This is a genomic window from Gemmatimonadaceae bacterium (genome assembly GCA_019752115.1).
Taxonomy (GTDB): Bacteria; Gemmatimonadota; Gemmatimonadetes; order Gemmatimonadales; family Gemmatimonadaceae; genus Gemmatimonas.
Genome location: JAIEMN010000011.1, coordinates 22,967 through 40,183, shown reverse-complemented (window position 1 = coordinate 40,183; position 17,217 = coordinate 22,967). Strand labels below are relative to the sequence as shown.

14 protein-coding genes are annotated in these 17,217 nt (G+C 67.5%); 7 read left to right on the top strand and 7 right to left on the bottom strand.

The window, feature by feature from the left end:
* Positions 1-34 precede the first annotated feature (34 nt).
* From K2R93_05645 to K2R93_05635, 3 genes are read left to right on the top strand one after another with little or no spacing between them, the layout of a single operon-like run.
* A complete protein-coding gene (locus K2R93_05645; protein ID MBY0489305.1) occupies positions 35-1,975 on the top strand; it encodes a glycoside hydrolase family 127 protein in 1,941 nt (646 codons plus the stop codon).
* Positions 1,972-3,576 (top strand): alpha-glucosidase C-terminal domain-containing protein, encoded by a 1,605-nt coding sequence (locus tag K2R93_05640; protein MBY0489304.1) that lies wholly within the window; start codon positions 1,972-1,974, stop codon positions 3,574-3,576. The genes K2R93_05645 and K2R93_05640 overlap by 4 nt, the downstream gene beginning before the upstream one ends.
* Positions 3,563-4,708: a cytochrome P450 gene (locus K2R93_05635; GenBank protein MBY0489303.1), complete on the top strand. Its 1,146-nt coding sequence runs from the start codon at positions 3,563-3,565 to the stop codon at positions 4,706-4,708. Before K2R93_05640 ends, K2R93_05635 begins: the two co-directional genes overlap by 14 nt.
* Positions 4,709-4,730: 22 nt before the next feature.
* Here the strand turns inward: K2R93_05635 and K2R93_05630 are convergent, their stop codons facing one another.
* Genes K2R93_05630 through ettA form a run of 4 tightly spaced genes read right to left on the bottom strand, consistent with a single transcriptional unit; the run spans position 4,731 to position 9,786 of the window.
* Positions 4,731-5,417 carry a DUF1345 domain-containing protein gene (locus K2R93_05630; GenBank protein ID MBY0489302.1) on the bottom strand — a complete coding sequence of 229 codons (687 nt, stop codon included), beginning with the start codon at positions 5,415-5,417 and terminating at the stop codon, positions 4,731-4,733.
* A gap of 7 nt (positions 5,418-5,424) precedes the next feature.
* Positions 5,425-7,566 carry a molybdopterin-dependent oxidoreductase gene (locus K2R93_05625; GenBank protein MBY0489301.1) on the bottom strand — a complete coding sequence of 714 codons (2,142 nt, stop codon included), beginning with the start codon at positions 7,564-7,566 and terminating at the stop codon, positions 5,425-5,427.
* Complete coding sequence (locus K2R93_05620; protein ID MBY0489300.1) at positions 7,566-8,165, bottom strand: (2Fe-2S)-binding protein; 600 nt, start codon at positions 8,163-8,165, stop codon at positions 7,566-7,568. The genes K2R93_05625 and K2R93_05620 overlap by 1 nt, the downstream gene beginning before the upstream one ends.
* Complete coding sequence (gene ettA, locus K2R93_05615) at positions 8,119-9,786, bottom strand: energy-dependent translational throttle protein EttA (GenBank protein ID MBY0489299.1); 1,668 nt, start codon at positions 9,784-9,786, stop codon at positions 8,119-8,121. Before ettA ends, K2R93_05620 begins: the two co-directional genes overlap by 47 nt.
* A 179-nt stretch (positions 9,787-9,965) precedes the next feature.
* Between ettA and K2R93_05610 the strand changes: the two genes are divergently transcribed.
* The 4 genes from K2R93_05610 to K2R93_05595 all read left to right on the top strand — a co-directional run bounded on the left by K2R93_05610 (position 9,966) and on the right by K2R93_05595 (position 13,802).
* Positions 9,966-11,294, top strand: a complete 1,329-nt coding sequence (locus K2R93_05610; protein ID MBY0489298.1) for an alpha-L-fucosidase — start codon at positions 9,966-9,968, stop codon at positions 11,292-11,294.
* Between the two features lie 79 nt (positions 11,295-11,373).
* Positions 11,374-12,102, top strand: coding sequence for a sulfite exporter TauE/SafE family protein (locus tag K2R93_05605; protein ID MBY0489297.1), 729 nt, complete (start codon positions 11,374-11,376; stop codon positions 12,100-12,102).
* Between the two features lie 31 nt (positions 12,103-12,133).
* Complete coding sequence (locus K2R93_05600; protein MBY0489296.1) at positions 12,134-12,634, top strand: TlpA family protein disulfide reductase; 501 nt, start codon at positions 12,134-12,136, stop codon at positions 12,632-12,634.
* A gap of 112 nt (positions 12,635-12,746) precedes the next feature.
* A complete protein-coding gene (locus K2R93_05595; GenBank protein MBY0489295.1) occupies positions 12,747-13,802 on the top strand; it encodes a LacI family transcriptional regulator in 1,056 nt (351 codons plus the stop codon).
* 87 nt (positions 13,803-13,889) lie between these two features.
* Here the strand turns inward: K2R93_05595 and K2R93_05590 are convergent, their stop codons facing one another.
* From K2R93_05590 to K2R93_05580, 3 genes are all read right to left on the bottom strand, one after another.
* Positions 13,890-14,504, bottom strand: coding sequence for a hypothetical protein (locus K2R93_05590; GenBank protein MBY0489294.1), 615 nt, complete (start codon positions 14,502-14,504; stop codon positions 13,890-13,892).
* A gap of 111 nt (positions 14,505-14,615) precedes the next feature.
* Positions 14,616-16,124, bottom strand: a complete 1,509-nt coding sequence (locus tag K2R93_05585) for a hypothetical protein (GenBank protein MBY0489293.1) — start codon at positions 16,122-16,124, stop codon at positions 14,616-14,618.
* Positions 16,125-16,128: 4 nt separating this feature from the next.
* Positions 16,129-17,157, bottom strand: coding sequence for a DUF1835 domain-containing protein (locus K2R93_05580; protein MBY0489292.1), 1,029 nt, complete (start codon positions 17,155-17,157; stop codon positions 16,129-16,131).
* Positions 17,158-17,217 lie beyond the last annotated feature (60 nt).

Here is a 17,217-nt window from a genome sequence, read left to right as displayed (position 1 = left end):
AGCGTCGGGGCACCAGACGGGCTACCGTTCCCGCATGACTGCCCCCCCGGCGCCCCTCACCAGCGCCGAACACTCCGCGCCGCGCGGCACAGCCGCGCCGATCCCCGAGGCACTCCAGACGCTGCCGCTGGGTGCCATTGCGCCTCGAGGGTGGCTGCGCGAGCAGCTGCGTGCCAATCTCGACGGCATCACGGGGCACCTCGATCAGCTCGTGCCGGAGCTGGTGATCCACGACGACATCTACGGGCGCGATCGCCTCTCGCCCAGCGTGCGCGCCAAGGATGTGGGCGCGCTGGGTGTGCCCGAGGCGGACCGCGCCCAGTTTCTGTGGTGGAATAGCGAGACCCAGAGCAACTGGTGGGACGGCTTCATCCGCACCGCCATCCTCCTCGGCGACGACGACGCCCTGACGCGGGCGGCCGGTCAGGTCGAGGCGCTGCTCGCCACGCAGGACGACGACGGCTACCTCGGGATCTACGCACCGGCGCTCCGCTATACGCTCACCGGTGAGAATGGTGAGCTGTGGGCCAAAGCCACCGCGCTTCGCTATCTCCTCGCCTGGTACGAGTACACGCAGCGCGGCGAGGTGCTCGACGCCGTTCGACGCGCGGTCGATGAGCTCATGGCGCGCCTCCCCGCAGGGGCGTCGCGTCCGTTCCGCACCGATCGCCCGGATACCTGCGGGCTGACACATGGCCTCATGCTCAGCGATGTCCTCGAGCGGCTGGTGCAGCACACGGGCGATCGCCGCTATGCGGACTATCTCGTCTTTCTCTATCGGGCGTTCAGCGCGGAACCCCTCGCCGAAGACGCACGCCTGGACACGCTGCAGGACGACGCCCGACCGCTCGCCGGTCACGGCGTCCATACGTATGCCCATCTGCGCGCCGTGGCCGCCGCGTATGCCGCCTCCGGCGACGCCGCGCTGGAGCAGGCGCTCGCCGCGTATCTCCGGAAGCTGGCGCCGTGCCTCTCCCCCTCGGGCGGGCCTATCGGCGACGAGTTCATCAACGGCACCGGTGCCAACGCCACCACCCGCGGCTATGAGACCTGTTCCGTGCAGGAGCTGCTGCACAGCTATGCCAGCCTGTTTGCCAAGCAGGGGCACGCGGCCTGGGGCGATGCGATGGAGCAGCTGTTCGTCAACGCGGCACAGGGGGCGCGGCACCCCGATGGACGCGGTATTGCGTATCTCACGAGCGATAACGCGTACGCCATGACCGGCTCGCGCAACAACGACCCGGCGCATCCCACGCAGACGCGCTACCGCTACTCGCCCGTTCATCGCGAGGCGGCGGTGTGCTGCGTCCCCAATGCCGGCCGTATCACGCCGACCTACGTCCAGCACCTGTGGATGCGCCGTGGCGACACCCTGGTGGCCACGCTCCTCGGACCGAGTACGGTGCGCACCGTGATCGCCGACCAGGAGATCCGCGTGGCGATGGAGACCGAGTACCCGCACAGCGATACGCTGCACCTCACCATCGAGGGCGCGATCGCGGGGCTCTCCCTCCAGATCCGACGCCCCGGCTGGGCCCAGCGCGTACAGACCAGCGCCGTGTGTACCGACGTCGACGGCTTTCTGTGCTTCACCATCGCGCCGAGTCGCGAACCCGTGGTGCTGCACGTCACGCTGATCGCCGAACTCACGGTGCATCGCGACGCACACGGTGCCGCGTACTTCACCGATGGTCCCTGCGTCCTGGCGCGCGCACTGCCGGCCGACGAGGTCATCACCAGGCGCTATGCGCTCCCCGGCTTTGTCGATCGGAACTACACGACACCGGATCCCGTGCGGCATGCCTTCGCCGGTCCGCTCCGGGCCACACCGATCGCCGATCATCCGCGCCACTGGTCGGTCATGCTACACAACCCCGTCACGCAGCAGCCGGAGCCGGTGCGCCTGCAGCCCATGGGGACCACCATCCTTCGTCAGGTGACGTTCCCGCCCGTTCACCCCGCTTCCCGCCCATGATCAATACCCTTCGCCGGCGCACCACGCTCGTTACGCTCGCTGTGCTGGCCAGCAGCGCGCTCAACACGATACCAGTCACCGCGCAGCGTGCTGCGCCGCCGGCTGTGCGCCCCGCAGAGCGGGACCAGGTCTTCTATCAGCTCTTCGTCCGAAGCTTCCGCGACAGCAACGGCGATCAGCAGGGCGACCTCAAAGGCATTGCGCAGCAGCTGGACTATCTCCAGCAGCTCGGCGTGACCACACTGCTGCTCACGCCCATCGGCGCGTCGCCGTTCTATCACAACTACTTCCTCGACGACTTCACCGCCATTGATCGTGAGTTCGGCACGGAACGCGACCTGCGGGATCTCGTCCGCGCCCTGCACCAGCGAGGGATGCAACTCTATCTCGACATGGAGCTGCAGTACGTGAGCGGCAATCACCCCTGGCTCACCGAGTCCTTCGGCAAGCCCGGTTCGAAGTTCACGCCGTATCTGCTCTATCGGGACAGCGCCAACACGACGTACCAGACGGGATTCTGGGAGGTCCCCGAGGTGCCGCTGTACGACGGACAGCGGGTGCGGATCGCCACCGTGAACCTGCTCAACCCCGACGTGCAGCGTGTGCAGGCGCAGGCCTTCACGCACTTCCTGCGCCCCAGCGCGCCGGGGCGCAACGACGGGGTGGACGGGTTCCGCATCGACCACATGCAGGACACGCTCGACAACAAGCCAGCCCTCCCCGATCTCTTTCCGCGCTTCTGGTCGCCGCTCTTTCGCGAACTGCGCCGTGTCGATCCGCGCGTACGCATCCTGGCCGAGCAGGCCGACTGGGGCTACGGTGATGCGTGGCTCACCCGTGGCAACGCCGACATGGTCTTCGCGTTTCCGCTGCGCGGCGCCATCCTGAGCTTCGACAAGGCGCAGCTGACCAAGGCGGTGGCCGAAACGGATCGGCGCACCCCGGCCGGCAAGCAGCAGGTGCTCTTCATCGAGAACCACGACGTCGAGCGCTTTGCGAGCGCCGTGAAGGGCGATCTCCGCAAGGCCAAGGTCGGCGCCGCACTCAATTTGCTGCTCAAGGGCATTCCGCTGATCTACTACGGGCAGGAGCTCGGCATGACCGGTCGCCACATCAACGACCAGTCGTCAGACGGCGGCGACATCCCACTCCGTGAGGCGTTTCCGTGGACGGCGCGCGTGAGCAACGGCATGGCCGTCTGGTATCGCAACACGGGCACGTGGTGGGATCAGAGTCCGCTGGCCAAGGGAGGCGGGGTCTCGTTGGAGAGTCAGCGCGGCCAGCCCGACTCGCTGCTGGCGACCTACCAGTCGCTGCTGGCGCTGCGCCGTGCGCACGCCGCACTCCGCCGTGGGGATCAGCAGCTCCTGGAGAACGCGCATCCGGCGGTCTTCGCGTTCCAGCGCTCCGCGGGGAGCGATCGCGTGCTGGTCGTGGTCAACCTGAGCGATGCGCCCGCGAGCACCACCGTGCGCCCTGTCGCGAACGGCCGCCCGCGCGTACAGAGCCTCTTCGGAGCCGACTCGGCCGCGCTCGACGCCACCGGACAGCTGTCGATCACCCTGCCGCCCTACGCCGTCCGCGTCTATGGCCTCCGCTGATCCGTTCCGCGACGCCCGCACCACCCGCGGCGTGATGCGGTGCCCCTTTCAGGGGGAGGAGCTCCCCATGCTGCTGCGTCACGAGGACGTGCGGAACGCTGCGCGTGACTGGCGCACGTTCAGCTCCGATGCGCCCTTCCGCGTGCCGATCCCCTCGGAGGAATCGGTGCGCTCCATGCGGCAGCTCCCCATCGAGACCGACCCGCCCGATCACGGGGACTACCGCGACATCGTGGCCCCCTTCTTCAAGGAGGCCAAGGAAGCCGAGACCATCGCCTGGATGCACCGCCTGATCGGCGGCATGCTCGCGGATGCCCTCGCGCGCCCGTCCATCGAGGTCGTGCGGGAGTTTGCGCTCCCCATCCAGTCGCGCGCGTTGACGCACCTGCTGCGCATGCCGGAGGCCGAAGCCGAGATCTGGATCGGCTGGGGCATTCACGTCTTTCACGACGGCAGCGATAGCCACGAGAAGGGGTCCACCCTCGAGCGGTATCTGCACGCGCAGTTCGACCGCGCCACCGCCGCGCCGGGCGACGACTTCTTCAGCGCGCTCACGCAGGCCACCTTCCGCGGCCGCGCGCTCACGCGGGACGAGATGATGGGGTTTGCCAACCTCACCTTTGCCGGTGGGCGCGACACGATCATTCACACCATCTCCTCGGTGCTCGCGTACTTCGCCGGCCATCCGGACTCGCTCGCGCAGCTGCGCGCGGATCCCCGGTGTATTCCGCAAGCCGCCGAAGAGTTCTTCCGCTGGGTGTCGCCGCTCACGCATCTCGCACGCGTCTGTCCGGTGGAGACGACCGTATTAGGCGAGACGATCCCGGCCAACGGCCGCGTGTCGCTCAACTTCGCCTCTGCCAATCGCGACGCCACCGTCTTCGATGAACCGGAGCGGGTGCAGTTCGATCGCCGCCCCAATCCCCATGTGGCGTTCGGCACCGGCACGCACTTCTGCCTTGGGGCGCCACACGCGCGGCTCATCCTGCGCACGCTGCTCGAGCAGTGCGTGGCACAGCTCGACGGCCTCACCGTCCTCGCCGCCCACCCCAAGGTGGAGCGCGAAGCCCGGTACGAGCGCCAGGTGGGATACGAGGCGTTGACGGTGCGGCTGGCCTCGCGATCCGCGTGACGGATGCCGCGCGCGTCTCGCGCTAGGAGGCCGACAACAGCGTTGACACCAGCCCGATGCTCATGGCAACGATCGCCGTGTTGTACACGAAGGCGATCACGCCGTGTAGCAGCGCAAAACGCCGCACGCGCTGGTCATGAATGTTGACGTCCGCCGTTTGCGCCGTCATGCCGATCACGAACGCGAAATAGGCAAAGTCGAGATAGTCCGGGAGATCGGCGAGGCCGGGAAACTCAATGGGCGTCTCGGCCGCAGGTCGCTCGTGGTACAAGTGGGCGTAGCGGAGCGTGAAGACCGTGTGAATCAGCAGCCAGGCCAGCGCGACCGCCGAGAGGGCGATGCCAATCGCGCCCGTCCGCTCGGCGCCATGCAACCCGGCGCTGGCATTGAGCAGCAGCAGTACCGCCAGAAGCGCGGCCGCGGCGCCAAGGAGCACCAGCACCAGTGAGGCGCCACGCCCGGGGTCTTCAACTTGGGCGAGGGCATGAATCTCGCGCGGCTCGAGCGTGAGGATAGCCGCCCACGTGAGCAGGAGCGCCACCAGCGCGAACACGTTCCACGTCATCACGAGCGACATCTCGACGGGCGTCCCGCGCGCGAGCAGCACGCCGCCGGTCACGGCCGCCGCCACGATCGACCACATGATCTTGACCAGCGGCCGCATGTGGGCGATGCGCTGGCGTGGTCCACGATGCGGCGGATGGGACATCAGGCCGCTACGCCCACTTCAGCGACTCATCCGCAATCGGCAGCGTGCGGATCCGCTTCCCCGTCGCCGCGAAGATCGCGTTGCACACCGCCGGTGCGGCGGCCGGCAGCGCCGGTTCCCCCAGCCCCGTTGGAGGCGCGGACGACTTGATGAAGTGCACCGCGACCGCCGGCGGCGCCTGATTCATGCGCAGCATCGGATACTTGTTGAAGTTCGTCTGCGCGGCCGCCCCACGTTCGATCGTGACCTTCTGAAACCACGCCGCGCTGATGCCATCGAGCATCGACCCCTGCACCTGCGCTTCGGCACCACTGAGGTTCACGATGGTCCCGGCATCCACGGCGGCGGTGAGCTTCTTGATCTTGAGTTCGCCGGCCGGACTCACCGCGACATCGGCGACGATGGCGACATAGGCGTTGTTCGCGAAGCAGATCGCGAACCCCTGCCCCTCACCACGCGGACGCGGCTGCCCCCAGTTCGCCTTCTCGGTCGCGAGCTTGAGCACCGCGGTCATCTTCGTCGCATCAAAGCGCGGCGATGCCGGCACCTTCGCCAGCATGTCCAGCGTGAAGGCGAGCGGCTCCTTCCCGGCGGCGTACGCGAGTTCGTTCATGAAGCACTCGGTGGCCCACACATTCCCGTTGTCCCCCGGCGCACGCCAGTACCCCGTCGGAACGCCCCCGCGCAGCTTCGCGGAGCGTACCTGCGCCCCGGGCACGGCATTGAACGGGAAGCCACTGGCGGACATGTCGCCGGGCCCGCCCTGCATCTTCACGAACGCGTCGTGCAGCGCCACCACGGTCCCGTTGCTGTCGAGCCCTGCGGTAAAGAAGTGCCACCCGTTCGACCGATAGTTGTCGTGGGCGAAATCCTGCTCGCGCGTCCACGTGAGCTTGATCGACGTCCCGGCGAGCTTCTTGGCAATCGCCGCGGCCTCGAGTGAGAACTCATTGCTCCCGCGCCGGCCAAAGCCGCCGCCCAGTCGCGTGATGTGCACCTTCACATCCTTCGCCGAGAGTCCGAGCCCCTGCGTCACCAGCCCCTGGCCCGAGGCAGGGATTTGCGTGGGCGTCCACATCTCCATGACGCCATCTTTGAACCACGCGGTGCAGTTCTGCGGTTCGAGTGTGGCGTGCGCGAGGAAGGGATAGTGATAGACCGCTTCCACGACCTTGGCGCCCGCTGGCAGCGCCGTCGGCGCGTTGGCATTCGCCAGCGTTTGCGCCTGCGTGGCCATATCGGCGCTGCTTTGCGAGACCTGCGCGCCTTCGTTCCACTGCACCTTCAGGGCCTTCGTGGCGCTGAACGCGTTCCAGGTGGAATCAGCCACGATCGCGACGCCTGACGGGAGCCCGGCAATGCCACTGAGCACGAACGCATCACGCACGCCCGGCTTGGTCTTCACCTCGTCGAGGTTTGCGGTGCCCACTTCGCCGCCGAACACCGGGCACTTGGTGTACGTGGCGTAGAGCATGCCGGGCAGCTTCACGTCGATACCGAAGAGCGGCGCGCCCTTCACGATCTTGCGGTTGTCCACGCCGGGAACGCGCGTACCGAGCAGCGTGAAGGTGGCGGGATCCTTGAGCGTGACGTTCGCCGGCACGGGGAGCGTCGCGGCCTTGGTGGCGAGCTCACCGTACGTCGCCGTGCGCTTCGAGGGTCCGTGCGTCACCACGCCGTTGGCCGTGCTGCACTCGCTGGCGCTCACCCCCCACTGCTGCGCCGCCGCCTCTACGAGCATGGCCCGTGCCGCTGCACCGGCCCGGCGCATCGCGACGTAGTTCGACACGGTCGACCCGCTCCCCACGCTGAACTGCCGCCCGTAGGCCGGATTCAGATCGCCCTGCACCACCGTGACCTGCTCCCATTTCACATCGAGCTCTTCGGCGATGATCATGGGCAACGACGTCTTGATCCCCTGCCCCATCTCGCTGTTCGGCGCGATCAGCGTGACGGCGCCGCTCGGCGCGATGCTCACGAATACGTTGGGCGCAAAGTCCGCGATCGGCGCGAGGCCGGCGGTTGGTTCCGCCTGCGCGGCAGCAACGTGCTCCGTGGCATCCCACGCGCTCGCGACCAGCAGGCCACCGCCGGCCAGCGCACTGATCTTGAGGAACTGCCGCCGGTTGAGATTCGGGTCGGGTGTCATCAGCGCTTCCCACCGGTCGAGGTGGTCGCCGCCGCCAACTCGGCGGCGCGCTTGATGCCCGCGCGAATGCGCGTGTACGACGCGCAGCGGCAGAGATTGCGCGCCATCGCGGCATCGATGTCCGCATCCGTGGGATGCGGATTCGTCTTGAGCAGCGCGGCGGCCGCCAGGATCTGCCCGCCCTGACAGTAGCCGCACTGCGGCACATCGAGTTCGCACCAGGCGTCCTGCAACGCGCGAGCCTGGGGCGTATCAATGCCCTCAATCGTGGTCACCGTTGCCGCGCCAACGGTCGAGACCGCCGTCCGGCACGAGCGCGTCGGCACGCCGTTCAGATGCACCGTACACGCCCCGCACTGGGCAATGCCGCAGCCAAACTTGGTGGCCGGCAAGTCGAGCGAATCGCGCAGCACCCACAGCAGCGGGGTGTCGGGTTCAACATCGACCGACCGGGACGCACCGTTCACGTTGAGGGTGTACTTGGCCACCAGACGCTCCGCGAGAGGATGACGGGTGCGGTTGAGGCGCTGCCCACGCGTCTCCGAACCGTGCTTACCGCACCAGCTTCTTGTACTTGATCCGATGCGGCTGGTCCGCATCCGGCCCCTTCCGGCGCTTCAGATCTTCGATATACGCGCCGTAGTTGCCCTCGAACCACACCACTTCCGAGTCGCCTTCGAAGGCGAGGATGTGCGTCGCCACGCGATCGAGGAACCAGCGATCGTGGGAGATGATCACCGCGCAACCGGAGAAGTCGAGCACCGCTTCTTCGAGCGCGCGCAGCGTATCGACGTCGAGATCGTTCGTCGGTTCGTCGAGCAGCAGCAGGTTGCCGCCCTGCATGACGGTCTTGGCGAGATGCAGGCGGTTGCGCTCACCACCCGACAGGTTCGCCACGAGCTTCTGCTGATCCGCGCCCTTGAAGTTGAAGCTGGCGGCGTACGCGCGGCTGTTGATCTCGCGCTTGCCAAAGAGAATGCTCTCCTTGCCGCCCGAGATCTCTTCCCACAGCGTGCGCTTCCCTTCGAGCGTGCGGTGCTGGTCCTGATAGGAGATGCTCACCGTGGGGCCGATCTTGAGCTCCCCGCCGTCGGGCGTTTCGAGCCCGTTGATCATGCGGAAGAGCGTGGTCTTACCGGCACCGTTCGGGCCGATGATGCCCACGATGCCGGCCCGCGGCAGGTCGAAGTTGAGATCTTCGAAGAGCAGCTTGTCGCCATACGCCTTCCGCAGCCCGGTGGCCTTCACGACATCATTGCCGAGGCGGGGCGCCGGCGGAATGATGATTTCGTTCTGCATGACGCGGTCGTTCTGCGCTTCGCTGGCCAGCTCCTCGTACGCCTGCAGGCGGGCCTTGTTCTTGGCCTGCCGCGCGCGCGGCGCCATGCGCACCCACTCGAGCTCGCGCTGCAGCGTCTTCTGCCGGGCGCTCGCCTGCTTCTCTTCGAGGGCCAGGCGCTGCTGCTTCTGCTCGAGCCAGCCGCTGTAGTTCCCCTCGTACGGCACGCCCTTGCCGCGATCGAGCTCGAGGATCCACTTGGCCACGTTGTCGAGGAAGTAGCGATCGTGCGTGATCGCCACCACGGTGCCCGGGAAGCGCTCGAGGTGATGCTCCAGCCACGCCACGCTTTCCGCGTCGAGGTGGTTGGTGGGCTCGTCGAGGAGCAGCATGTCCGGCTCTTCGAGCAGGATCTTGCACAGCGCCACGCGGCGCTTCTCACCGCCGGAGAGGTTCGTCACCGCCCAATCGCCCGGCGGCAGGCGCAGCGCATCCATGGCGACATCGATCTTGTTGTCGAGGTTCCACAGATCGTGCTGGTCGATGTACTCCTGCAGCTTCCCCTGCCGCTCCATCAGCGCGTCGAAGTCCGCATCGGGTTCGGCGAACTTGAGCGAGATCTCGTTGTACTCGTTGAGCGCGTCGCGCTGCGCCTTGACCGCGAGCTCCACATTGCCGCGCACGTCGAGCGACGCGTCGAGCTCCGGCTCCTGCGGCAGATAGCCGATCCGCGTGCCCTTGTGCGCCCAGGCCTCGCCCTGAAACTCCTGGTCGATCCCCGCCATGATGCGCAGCAGCGACGACTTACCGGCGCCGTTCGGACCGAGGACGCCGATCTTGGCACCCGGGTAGAAGGAGAGCCAGATGTCGTCGAGGATGATGCGGGAAGGAGGGACGACCTTGCGGAGTCCCTTCATCACATAGATGAACTGCGGAGCCATGCGGGGCCTTCGGCGAGTACGCGGAGAAGAGGGAGCGGCGTCGATCACGTCCGCGGAGGGGCGCGGAGGGCGACGCGGAGCGGAACACGGCAGTAATGTAGTCGCCTCGGATCGTGCGTCATCGGCTGGCCACCGGCCGCGGACCACCGGCTACCTCCTCCCTCGCGCGAGTCGCCCCCATGCGCTTCCGCTCCCGAATCGCGGCCATCGCCCTCCTGCTGGCCGCGTCCGCCACCGCCGCCGTTGCGCGTGCCCAGGGCGCCCCAGCGACCTATACCCCCACGCCCGAGAACCTCGCGGCCCGGACCTGGTACCAGGACGCCAAGTTCGGGATGTTCATTCACTGGGGCGTATCCAGTCTGCTGCAGGACGGCGAGTGGGTGATGCAGAACAAGTCGCTGCGGGTGAGCGAGTACGAAACGCTCCCGCCGCTCTTCACCGCGCCGAACTTCGATGCCCGGGCGTGGGCGCGCACCGCAAAGACGGCGGGGATGCGCTACATCACGCTCATCACCAAGCATCACGATGGGATCGCCCTCTGGGACTCCAAGGTCTCCGACTGGACGATCCCCAAGCGCACCCCCTTCGGGCGCGACATCGTGAAGGAGCTCGCCGCCGCCTGCCAGGCCGAAGGGATCAAGCTGTTCTTCTACTACTCGCAGCTCGACTGGCATCACCCCGACTACTTCCCCCGCGGCGAAACCGGGCGGAACACCGGGCGGCCCGAGCAGGGCGATTTCGGGCGCTACCTCCAGTACATGGACGCCCAGCTCACTGAGCTGCTCACCAACTATGGCCCGGTGGGCGGCATCTGGTTCGACGGCATGTGGGACCGCCCCACCGCCGACTGGCAGCTGGCGCGGACCTACGGGCTGATTCACCGGCTGCAGCCGGCCGCTCTGATCATCCCCAATCACCATCAGGCGCCGCTGCCGGGTGAGGACGTGCAGACGTTCGAACGCGACCTCCCCGGCGCGAACGGGCAGGGGTTCAACACCACGCATGTCGGCACGCTGCCGCTCGAGATGTCGGAGACCATGAACGACTCGTGGGGCTTCCGCCTCACCGACCGGAAGTGGCGCTCCACGCGGGATCTCATCCGCGGGCTCGTCGCCGCCGCCGGACGGAACGCCAACTTCCTGCTCAACGTCGGGCCTCGGCCGGACGGCGCCCTCCCCGCCGAAGCGGTCGAGCGCCTCCAGGCGATTGGGGGGTGGATGAAGACCAACGGCGAAAGCGTCTACGGCACCCGCCGCGGTCCGATCCCCCCGCGCCCCTGGGGGGTCACGACGCAGCGGGGGGACACGGTGTACGTCCACCTGCTCGACGGGGCCGACAAGGTGCTCGCACTGCCGCCGCTCCCGAAGCCGGTGGCGAGCGCCTCGCTACTCGACGGTGGCGCGCCAGTGAGCTTTCAGTCATCGGCTAGTGGCGTCATGCTGACGCTGCCGAACAGGGATCCTGGTGCACCGGATCAGGTCCTCAAGCTGATTCTGAAGTCGCGGTAGGGACGGCTTGGGATCTCGCACGAAGGCAAGGAGGGCGGTCGGGAACGCGCGTCGTCCGGCCGGCATATCTTCCTCATCTATGCAAATCGACGTCACCGCCCAACTCTCGCAGAGCCCGGCTGCGGCAATCCCGCTCCTGTTCGGAGCCGGGGTGCTGACCAGCCTCACCCCCTGCGTGTACCCGATGATCCCCATTACGGCGGCGATCGTCGGCGGGCAATCGTCAGTATCCGGTCAGCAAGGCGACGCTGTCGTATCACGGTGGCGCCCGCTGGCCCTCTCGCTGGTCTACGTCCTCGGACTCGCGACCGTCTACGCCGGGCTCGGGCTCCTCGCCGGGCTCACCGGCACCATGTTCGGCACGGTGTCGGCCAACCCGTGGGCCTTCTTCACCATGGCCAACCTGCTGCTCATCGCGGCGCTGGCCATGCTGGATGTGCTCCCCGTGCGCGTTCCCGCGAGCATCATGCAGCGCGCCGCGAACGCCGGGACCGGAGGCCGCACCGCCGGCGCCTTCATCATGGGCGCCGCCTCCGGGCTGGTCGCCGCCCCCTGCTCGGCGCCGGTCATGGCCGCCGTGCTCACGTGGGTCTCCACGACCCATTCGGCCGGTCTGGGGTTCCTCTATCTGTTCGTCTTCAGCCTCGGCATGTGCACGCTGCTCGTGGTCGTCGGCCTCAGCGCCGGCACCCTGAGCCGCCTCCCGCGCGCCGGCGCCTGGATGCTGACCGTGAAGAAGGTGTTTGCCTTCGTGATGCTCGCGATGGCCGAGTACTACCTGGTGAAGATGGGTCAGGTCTACTTCTAACCCATGACCCACAACCAAGAACCGGAAACCCATGACTGATCTGTTCCGCGCCGCCCGAGCCGCCGTGGTGGCCATCGCCCTCGCCGCCGCGCCGGCCGCCGCGCAGGACCTCGGCATCGCCGTCGGTGAGCAGGCCCCCGGCGGCCCACTCGAGACCCTCGCCGGCGCCCCGGTGGACCTCAAGACGTATCTCGGGAAGGGTCCGGTGGTGCTCGAGTTCTGGGCCACCTGGTGCGGCAACTGCAAGGCGCTCGAGCCCACGATGCGGGCCGCGATGACCAAGTACGGCAGCCAGGTGAAGTTCGTGACCATCGCCGTCTCGGTGAACCAGTCGCTCGAGCGGGTGCGGGCCTGGCAGGCCCAGAACAAGCTGGCGGGCGAGATGCTCTTCGACCGGAAGGGCACGGTCAGTGGCGCCTACGATGCGCCGGCCACGAGCTACGTCGTCGTGGTTAACAAGACCGGCAAGGTGGTCTACACGGGGCTGGGCGGGACCCAGAACCTCGAAGCGGCGATCAAGAAGGCGCTGTAGCGGCGACCGGCAGCGCGGCCCCGTGGGTCGCGCTGTAACGATGTAACCCTTGCGAAGGAAACCGTTTTCAGGCAGGATGTAACAGCATTGTCTGTTTCACCGGACCCCACCAATGCCTCCTGCCGCTCGTCCCTCCTCCGTCACCATTCGCGATGTCGCCCGCGCTGCCGGCGTGTCCATCGCGACGGTCTCGCGCGTTCTCAATGACGCGGCCCGCGTAACGGATGAAACGCGCGAACGGGTGCGCACCGTCGTCGACAAGCTCGGCTACTCGCCGCACGGCGGCGCACGCAGCCTCATCACGCGTCGCACCCGCACGCTGGGCGTGCTGCTCCCCGAGCTCTCGGGCGAGTTCTTCTCGGAGTTCCTCCGCGGCATCGACGAGACGGCCAAGCGTCAGGGCTTTCTGACCCTCGTCACCAGCGCCCGTCGCGAGGCCAACGAAATCGCGGCCGCCGTGAGCAACATGCGCGGTCGCGTCGATGGCTTTCTCGCCGTGTCGCCGAGTGTGGCGGCTCGCGCGACGCTCGCCGAAGTCGCGGAGCGCTATCCCACGGTCCTCGTCGGCGCGGGGAGTGATGTGGGGGAGTTCGCCGCGCTCTCGGTGAACAACTTCCAGGGTGCGGCGTCGATGATGAAGCACCTGCTGAACGTCGGGCATCGTCGCATCGCGTTCATTCGCGGCCCGGTGGGTCAGGTGGACGCGGGCGAGCGGCTCCATGCGGTGCGTGAGGTCGCGAACTTCTACGATCACTGCGAGCTCACCGAGCTCATGGGCGATTTCCGCTTCGACACCACCTACGATGTGGTGACCGAGCTGCTGAACACGACCACCGCCCAAACGCGCCCCGACGCGATCTTCTGCGCGAACGACACGATGGCCATTGGGGCCCTCGCCGCCATTCGCGATGCCGGGCTGCGCGTCCCCGATGACATCGCCCTCGCCGGGTTCGACGAGCTGCCGGTCACGCGCTTTCTGTCACCGCCGCTCACGACGGTGCGCATGCCCATCTTCCAGCTTGGCGAGCGCGCCGCCATGCGCCTCATCGAAACGCTGCGCAGCGGTGAGACGCAGGTGCCGCCACATCATGAGGTGCTCCCCGCCGAGGTCGTGATTCGCGGGAGCTGCGGCGACAAAGAGGCAAATCACTCGATCGGGCGGCGCTGAACACATAGGTGGCCACGGATTTTACGGAAACGCACGGTGTCACTCCAGAGTGACACCGTGCGTTTCTGCGTCATCCGTGGCCAATGCTTACGGCGCCTTCACCCGCTTCTCGATTTCGTCGAGCAACCGCTGTTCAATCTTGCCACTACTGCCGCAGGGGATGCGATCGCTGCCGTTGCCACTCGCGAGATCCTTGCCCGTCGCCAGCAGCTGCACGCTCACCGCCGACTGGCCGTTCGGCGCGTCCTTCACCCGCACGATCAGCGACATGTAGATCCGGTAGGTGAGCGCATTCGGGCCGGTGATGCCGCCGCCGCAGTCCACGAGCTCGACCATGCGCTTGCCCATGAACTCGCGCGACCGATAGAAGTCGGCGTTGCCCACGCGCTTGGTGGCGGGATCGTCGAGCGTGACCGGAATCATGAACCCGGCAAACACCCCACGGGTCGCCGCCAGCACCGTCGCGGGCGCCGCCGCGATGGTGCGCATCTGATCGAGCGGCGCGTCGCTGTACATCACGCCCGAGTTGTCGCTCAGTACGGCGCGACGAACGTTGGGGTTGTCGGCGACGACCTTGGGTTTGGGGGCTTCGGGGCGTGGCTTGACGTCCGCCGCACCGCCTGCCGTGTACCCGCGCGGCGTACAGGCGCCGGACAGCATGGCGAGCGCGGCAAGGATCAGCGTGCGCGTAGTCTGATGCATGAGTCGCTCTCCCCTTCTCCAGGGCGCCGGCGGCGCGAAAACCAACGAGGACCGAGACAACATACGAGGATTTTCGCCGCGGCGAACCTCGTCCGTTGTTCAGAAAGCCGTTTATCCGTGGTGCTTCAGCACCCACTCCGCCTCGGCCTCCAACCCCTGCACCAGCGCCTCGATGTGCGCCACATCCGTTCGGGCGTTCATGACCGTGACGCGCAGCACCCGGCGGCCATCGAGCGTGGTCACCGTGATCCAGCCCCGACCGCTGCGGTTGTAGCGCTCACGCAGGGTATCGGTGAGGGCGTCCTTCTGGCTCTCGCGCACGCCAGGCGGGTTCCAGGCAAAGCAGAGAATGTTGGACTCGGGCGCGTGCAGCGGCGTGAAGACGCGATGCCCCTGCAGGCGCGCGTGGAGCGTGTGCGCCATGCGGCACAGGCGGTCGTACAGCTGCCCCATCGCATCGGCGCCGTAGCGCTGAAACGCGACCCAGAGCTTGAGCACATCGGCGCGGCGGGAGCACTGGAAGCTGCGCGGGCCCATGTCCCAGGCGCGAGCGTCACCGCCTGGTGCGAACAGGTAGGGCGCACTCTGCGAGAACGCGCGCTCGAGATCATGCTCTTCGCGCATCAGCAGCATGCCGGCGGCGAGTGGCAGCAGCAGCGTCTTGTGCGGATCGAAGGCCATCGAATTCGCGCGATGCGCACCGGCGAGTTTGTGCTTGTGCTGCGCCGACAGCAGGGCGCCGCCGCCGTGGGCGCCGTCGATGTGGAACCAGAGCGGGCCGTGGTCGTCGGCAAACTCTTCGCACAAGTCGGCGATGGCGTTGAAATCATCGAAGCTGCCGGTGGCGGTGCACCCGGCTGTCGCCACCACCGCCATCACCCGCTGATGCGCCCCGCGCAACTTCATCAGCTGTTCGCGCAGCAGCGGCACGCACAGCTTGTGATCGTAGCTCGGAATCGTCACGACGCGATTGAGGCCGAGCCCCAGTTCCCCCGCGGCGCGCGACACCGCGTAATGCGCATGCTCCCCGCACACGAGGACCGGTGGATGCGCGCCCACGCCATGTGCCCACACGCCAGGAATGGCGCGGGAGCGGGCCGCGAGCAGCGCGGTGAACGTGGCTTCGGTGCCGCCCGAGGTGAACGTGCCGCCGGCGAGATTGTCATCCCAGCCGATGAGATCCGTCATCCACTCGATCACCTGATGCTCGAGTGGCGTGAAGCTCGGCGACATCTCGCGCACCGCCATCGACTGATTGAGCGCGCTGATCAGTGCGTCGGTCCACGCGGCCGCCGGCAGCGGCGCTGACACCTGATGGCCGATGTACATCGGGTGCGCGAGGCGATTCACATCTTCGAGCAGAAGGCTCGAGAGGCGTCGCGCGACATCCGGAAGCGGGCGCGGGGCGCGCGGCAGCGGCTCCACCAGCCGGTCGGCAATGACCTCGGCGCTGTGCCACGTGGACACGGGTCCGTCGCCCGCCCGCGTGGCGGCGAAGTACTCGGCCGCCAGTTCGAGCAGCGGACGGGCTGCCTCGAGCGTCGTATCGGCCTCAAGCAGGGCAAGTGCATCGAGGTCACCGATCGCGACGTTGGATCGCGGCGTTCCGTCCACCCGCATCGTCCTACCCTCCGTTGGGCACCAGCGCGTAGCGGTGCGGATCCCACCGCCAATGGCGGGACGTGGTACAGTGGACGCCACCGATCCAGCGATCGATGCCGTTGGCCTTCAGCAAATCCGCCCGGTCGCGAATGATGTCTTCGCCAAGGGGCGTGAGTTGCACGACCCGATCCCAGAACGCCTTGCCATCCGTGTCCCGCAACGGCGCGATGACCCGGGATCCATTCTGATGGACGACAAGCGGATGCGCACAGTCACTGAGGCGCTGGACGTACCAGGCGAACCCCCAATCCCCGAGCCACATCCACGATTCGGCGCTCTGCTGCGCCGTGAAGAGCTTGCCGAGCGGCATCGCGCCCGTGGCGAGGACTTCACACAACTGTCGTTCCGTCCGCGACAATCCCGCCTTGGTGTCCGGATACTCCTCGAGCTGACGACGCAGGGCACCGACCAGATGCGGCAGGCGCACCGTGTCATCGTTCGCGTACGTTCGCCCGTGGACCTCCCGATCGAGGCGATCGGTGACCGCGAGCAGCGCCTCCGGGGTCTCGGCGGTGAACGCCTCCCACGCCACGCGCCCCTGTTCCAGATCCAGGGGCTGCAGCACGCGCCGCGCCTGATAGAGCGGCACGAACTTCTCGGGCTTGAGCGGACCGAGGTAGCAGTCGGCCGGGCAGATGGAGAGCCGCGGGAGTGTGGTCGCGTCGCGGCGCGCGAGACGTGCCAGAACCTGGATGAGCTGGAGCTGATCGAACAGGTCGGGCTCGAACCAGAAGACGATCTCATCACCGGCGCCCACACTGTCGAGCCGCGCATCCCGCTCCTCGAAGTCCGCAATCGCGGCCGACTGGCTCGTCCAACCCCGACTGGCGAGGAATTCCCCCCGGGCCCGGCGAAAGGCCGGCAGGTCGATGTCCGACGGCACCGGGCCATCGTGGAGGGAGTCGCGCCAGGAGAGAATGTCCCCCGGAAGGCCCGAACGGGCGAGCGCCGTCGCGGCCGCATCGCCGTTGGTGAGGTGCAGGGTGAGCATGGCTTGAGGTATGTTGTTCGTTGCCGAACGCTGGCGCCAGTCGGAAGGTGCCCGACGCAC

Coding starts and splice junctions, on each gene's coding strand:
- K2R93_05645 (MBY0489305.1), top strand. CDS start 35: ATGACTGCCCCCCCGGCGCCCCTCACCAGCGCCGAACACTCCGCGCCG.
- K2R93_05640 (MBY0489304.1), top strand. CDS start 1,972: ATGATCAATACCCTTCGCCGGCGCACCACGCTCGTTACGCTCGCTGTG.
- K2R93_05635 (MBY0489303.1), top strand. CDS start 3,563: ATGGCCTCCGCTGATCCGTTCCGCGACGCCCGCACCACCCGCGGCGTG.
- K2R93_05630 (MBY0489302.1), bottom strand. CDS start 5,417: ATGTCCCATCCGCCGCATCGTGGACCACGCCAGCGCATCGCCCACATG.
- K2R93_05625 (MBY0489301.1), bottom strand. CDS start 7,566: ATGACACCCGACCCGAATCTCAACCGGCGGCAGTTCCTCAAGATCAGT.
- K2R93_05620 (MBY0489300.1), bottom strand. CDS start 8,165: ATGCGGACCAGCCGCATCGGATCAAGTACAAGAAGCTGGTGCGGTAAG.
- ettA (MBY0489299.1), bottom strand. CDS start 9,786: ATGGCTCCGCAGTTCATCTATGTGATGAAGGGACTCCGCAAGGTCGTC.
- K2R93_05610 (MBY0489298.1), top strand. CDS start 9,966: ATGCGCTTCCGCTCCCGAATCGCGGCCATCGCCCTCCTGCTGGCCGCG.
- K2R93_05605 (MBY0489297.1), top strand. CDS start 11,374: ATGCAAATCGACGTCACCGCCCAACTCTCGCAGAGCCCGGCTGCGGCA.
- K2R93_05600 (MBY0489296.1), top strand. CDS start 12,134: ATGACTGATCTGTTCCGCGCCGCCCGAGCCGCCGTGGTGGCCATCGCC.
- K2R93_05595 (MBY0489295.1), top strand. CDS start 12,747: ATGCCTCCTGCCGCTCGTCCCTCCTCCGTCACCATTCGCGATGTCGCC.
- K2R93_05590 (MBY0489294.1), bottom strand. CDS start 14,504: ATGCATCAGACTACGCGCACGCTGATCCTTGCCGCGCTCGCCATGCTG.
- K2R93_05585 (MBY0489293.1), bottom strand. CDS start 16,124: ATGCGGGTGGACGGAACGCCGCGATCCAACGTCGCGATCGGTGACCTC.
- K2R93_05580 (MBY0489292.1), bottom strand. CDS start 17,157: ATGCTCACCCTGCACCTCACCAACGGCGATGCGGCCGCGACGGCGCTC.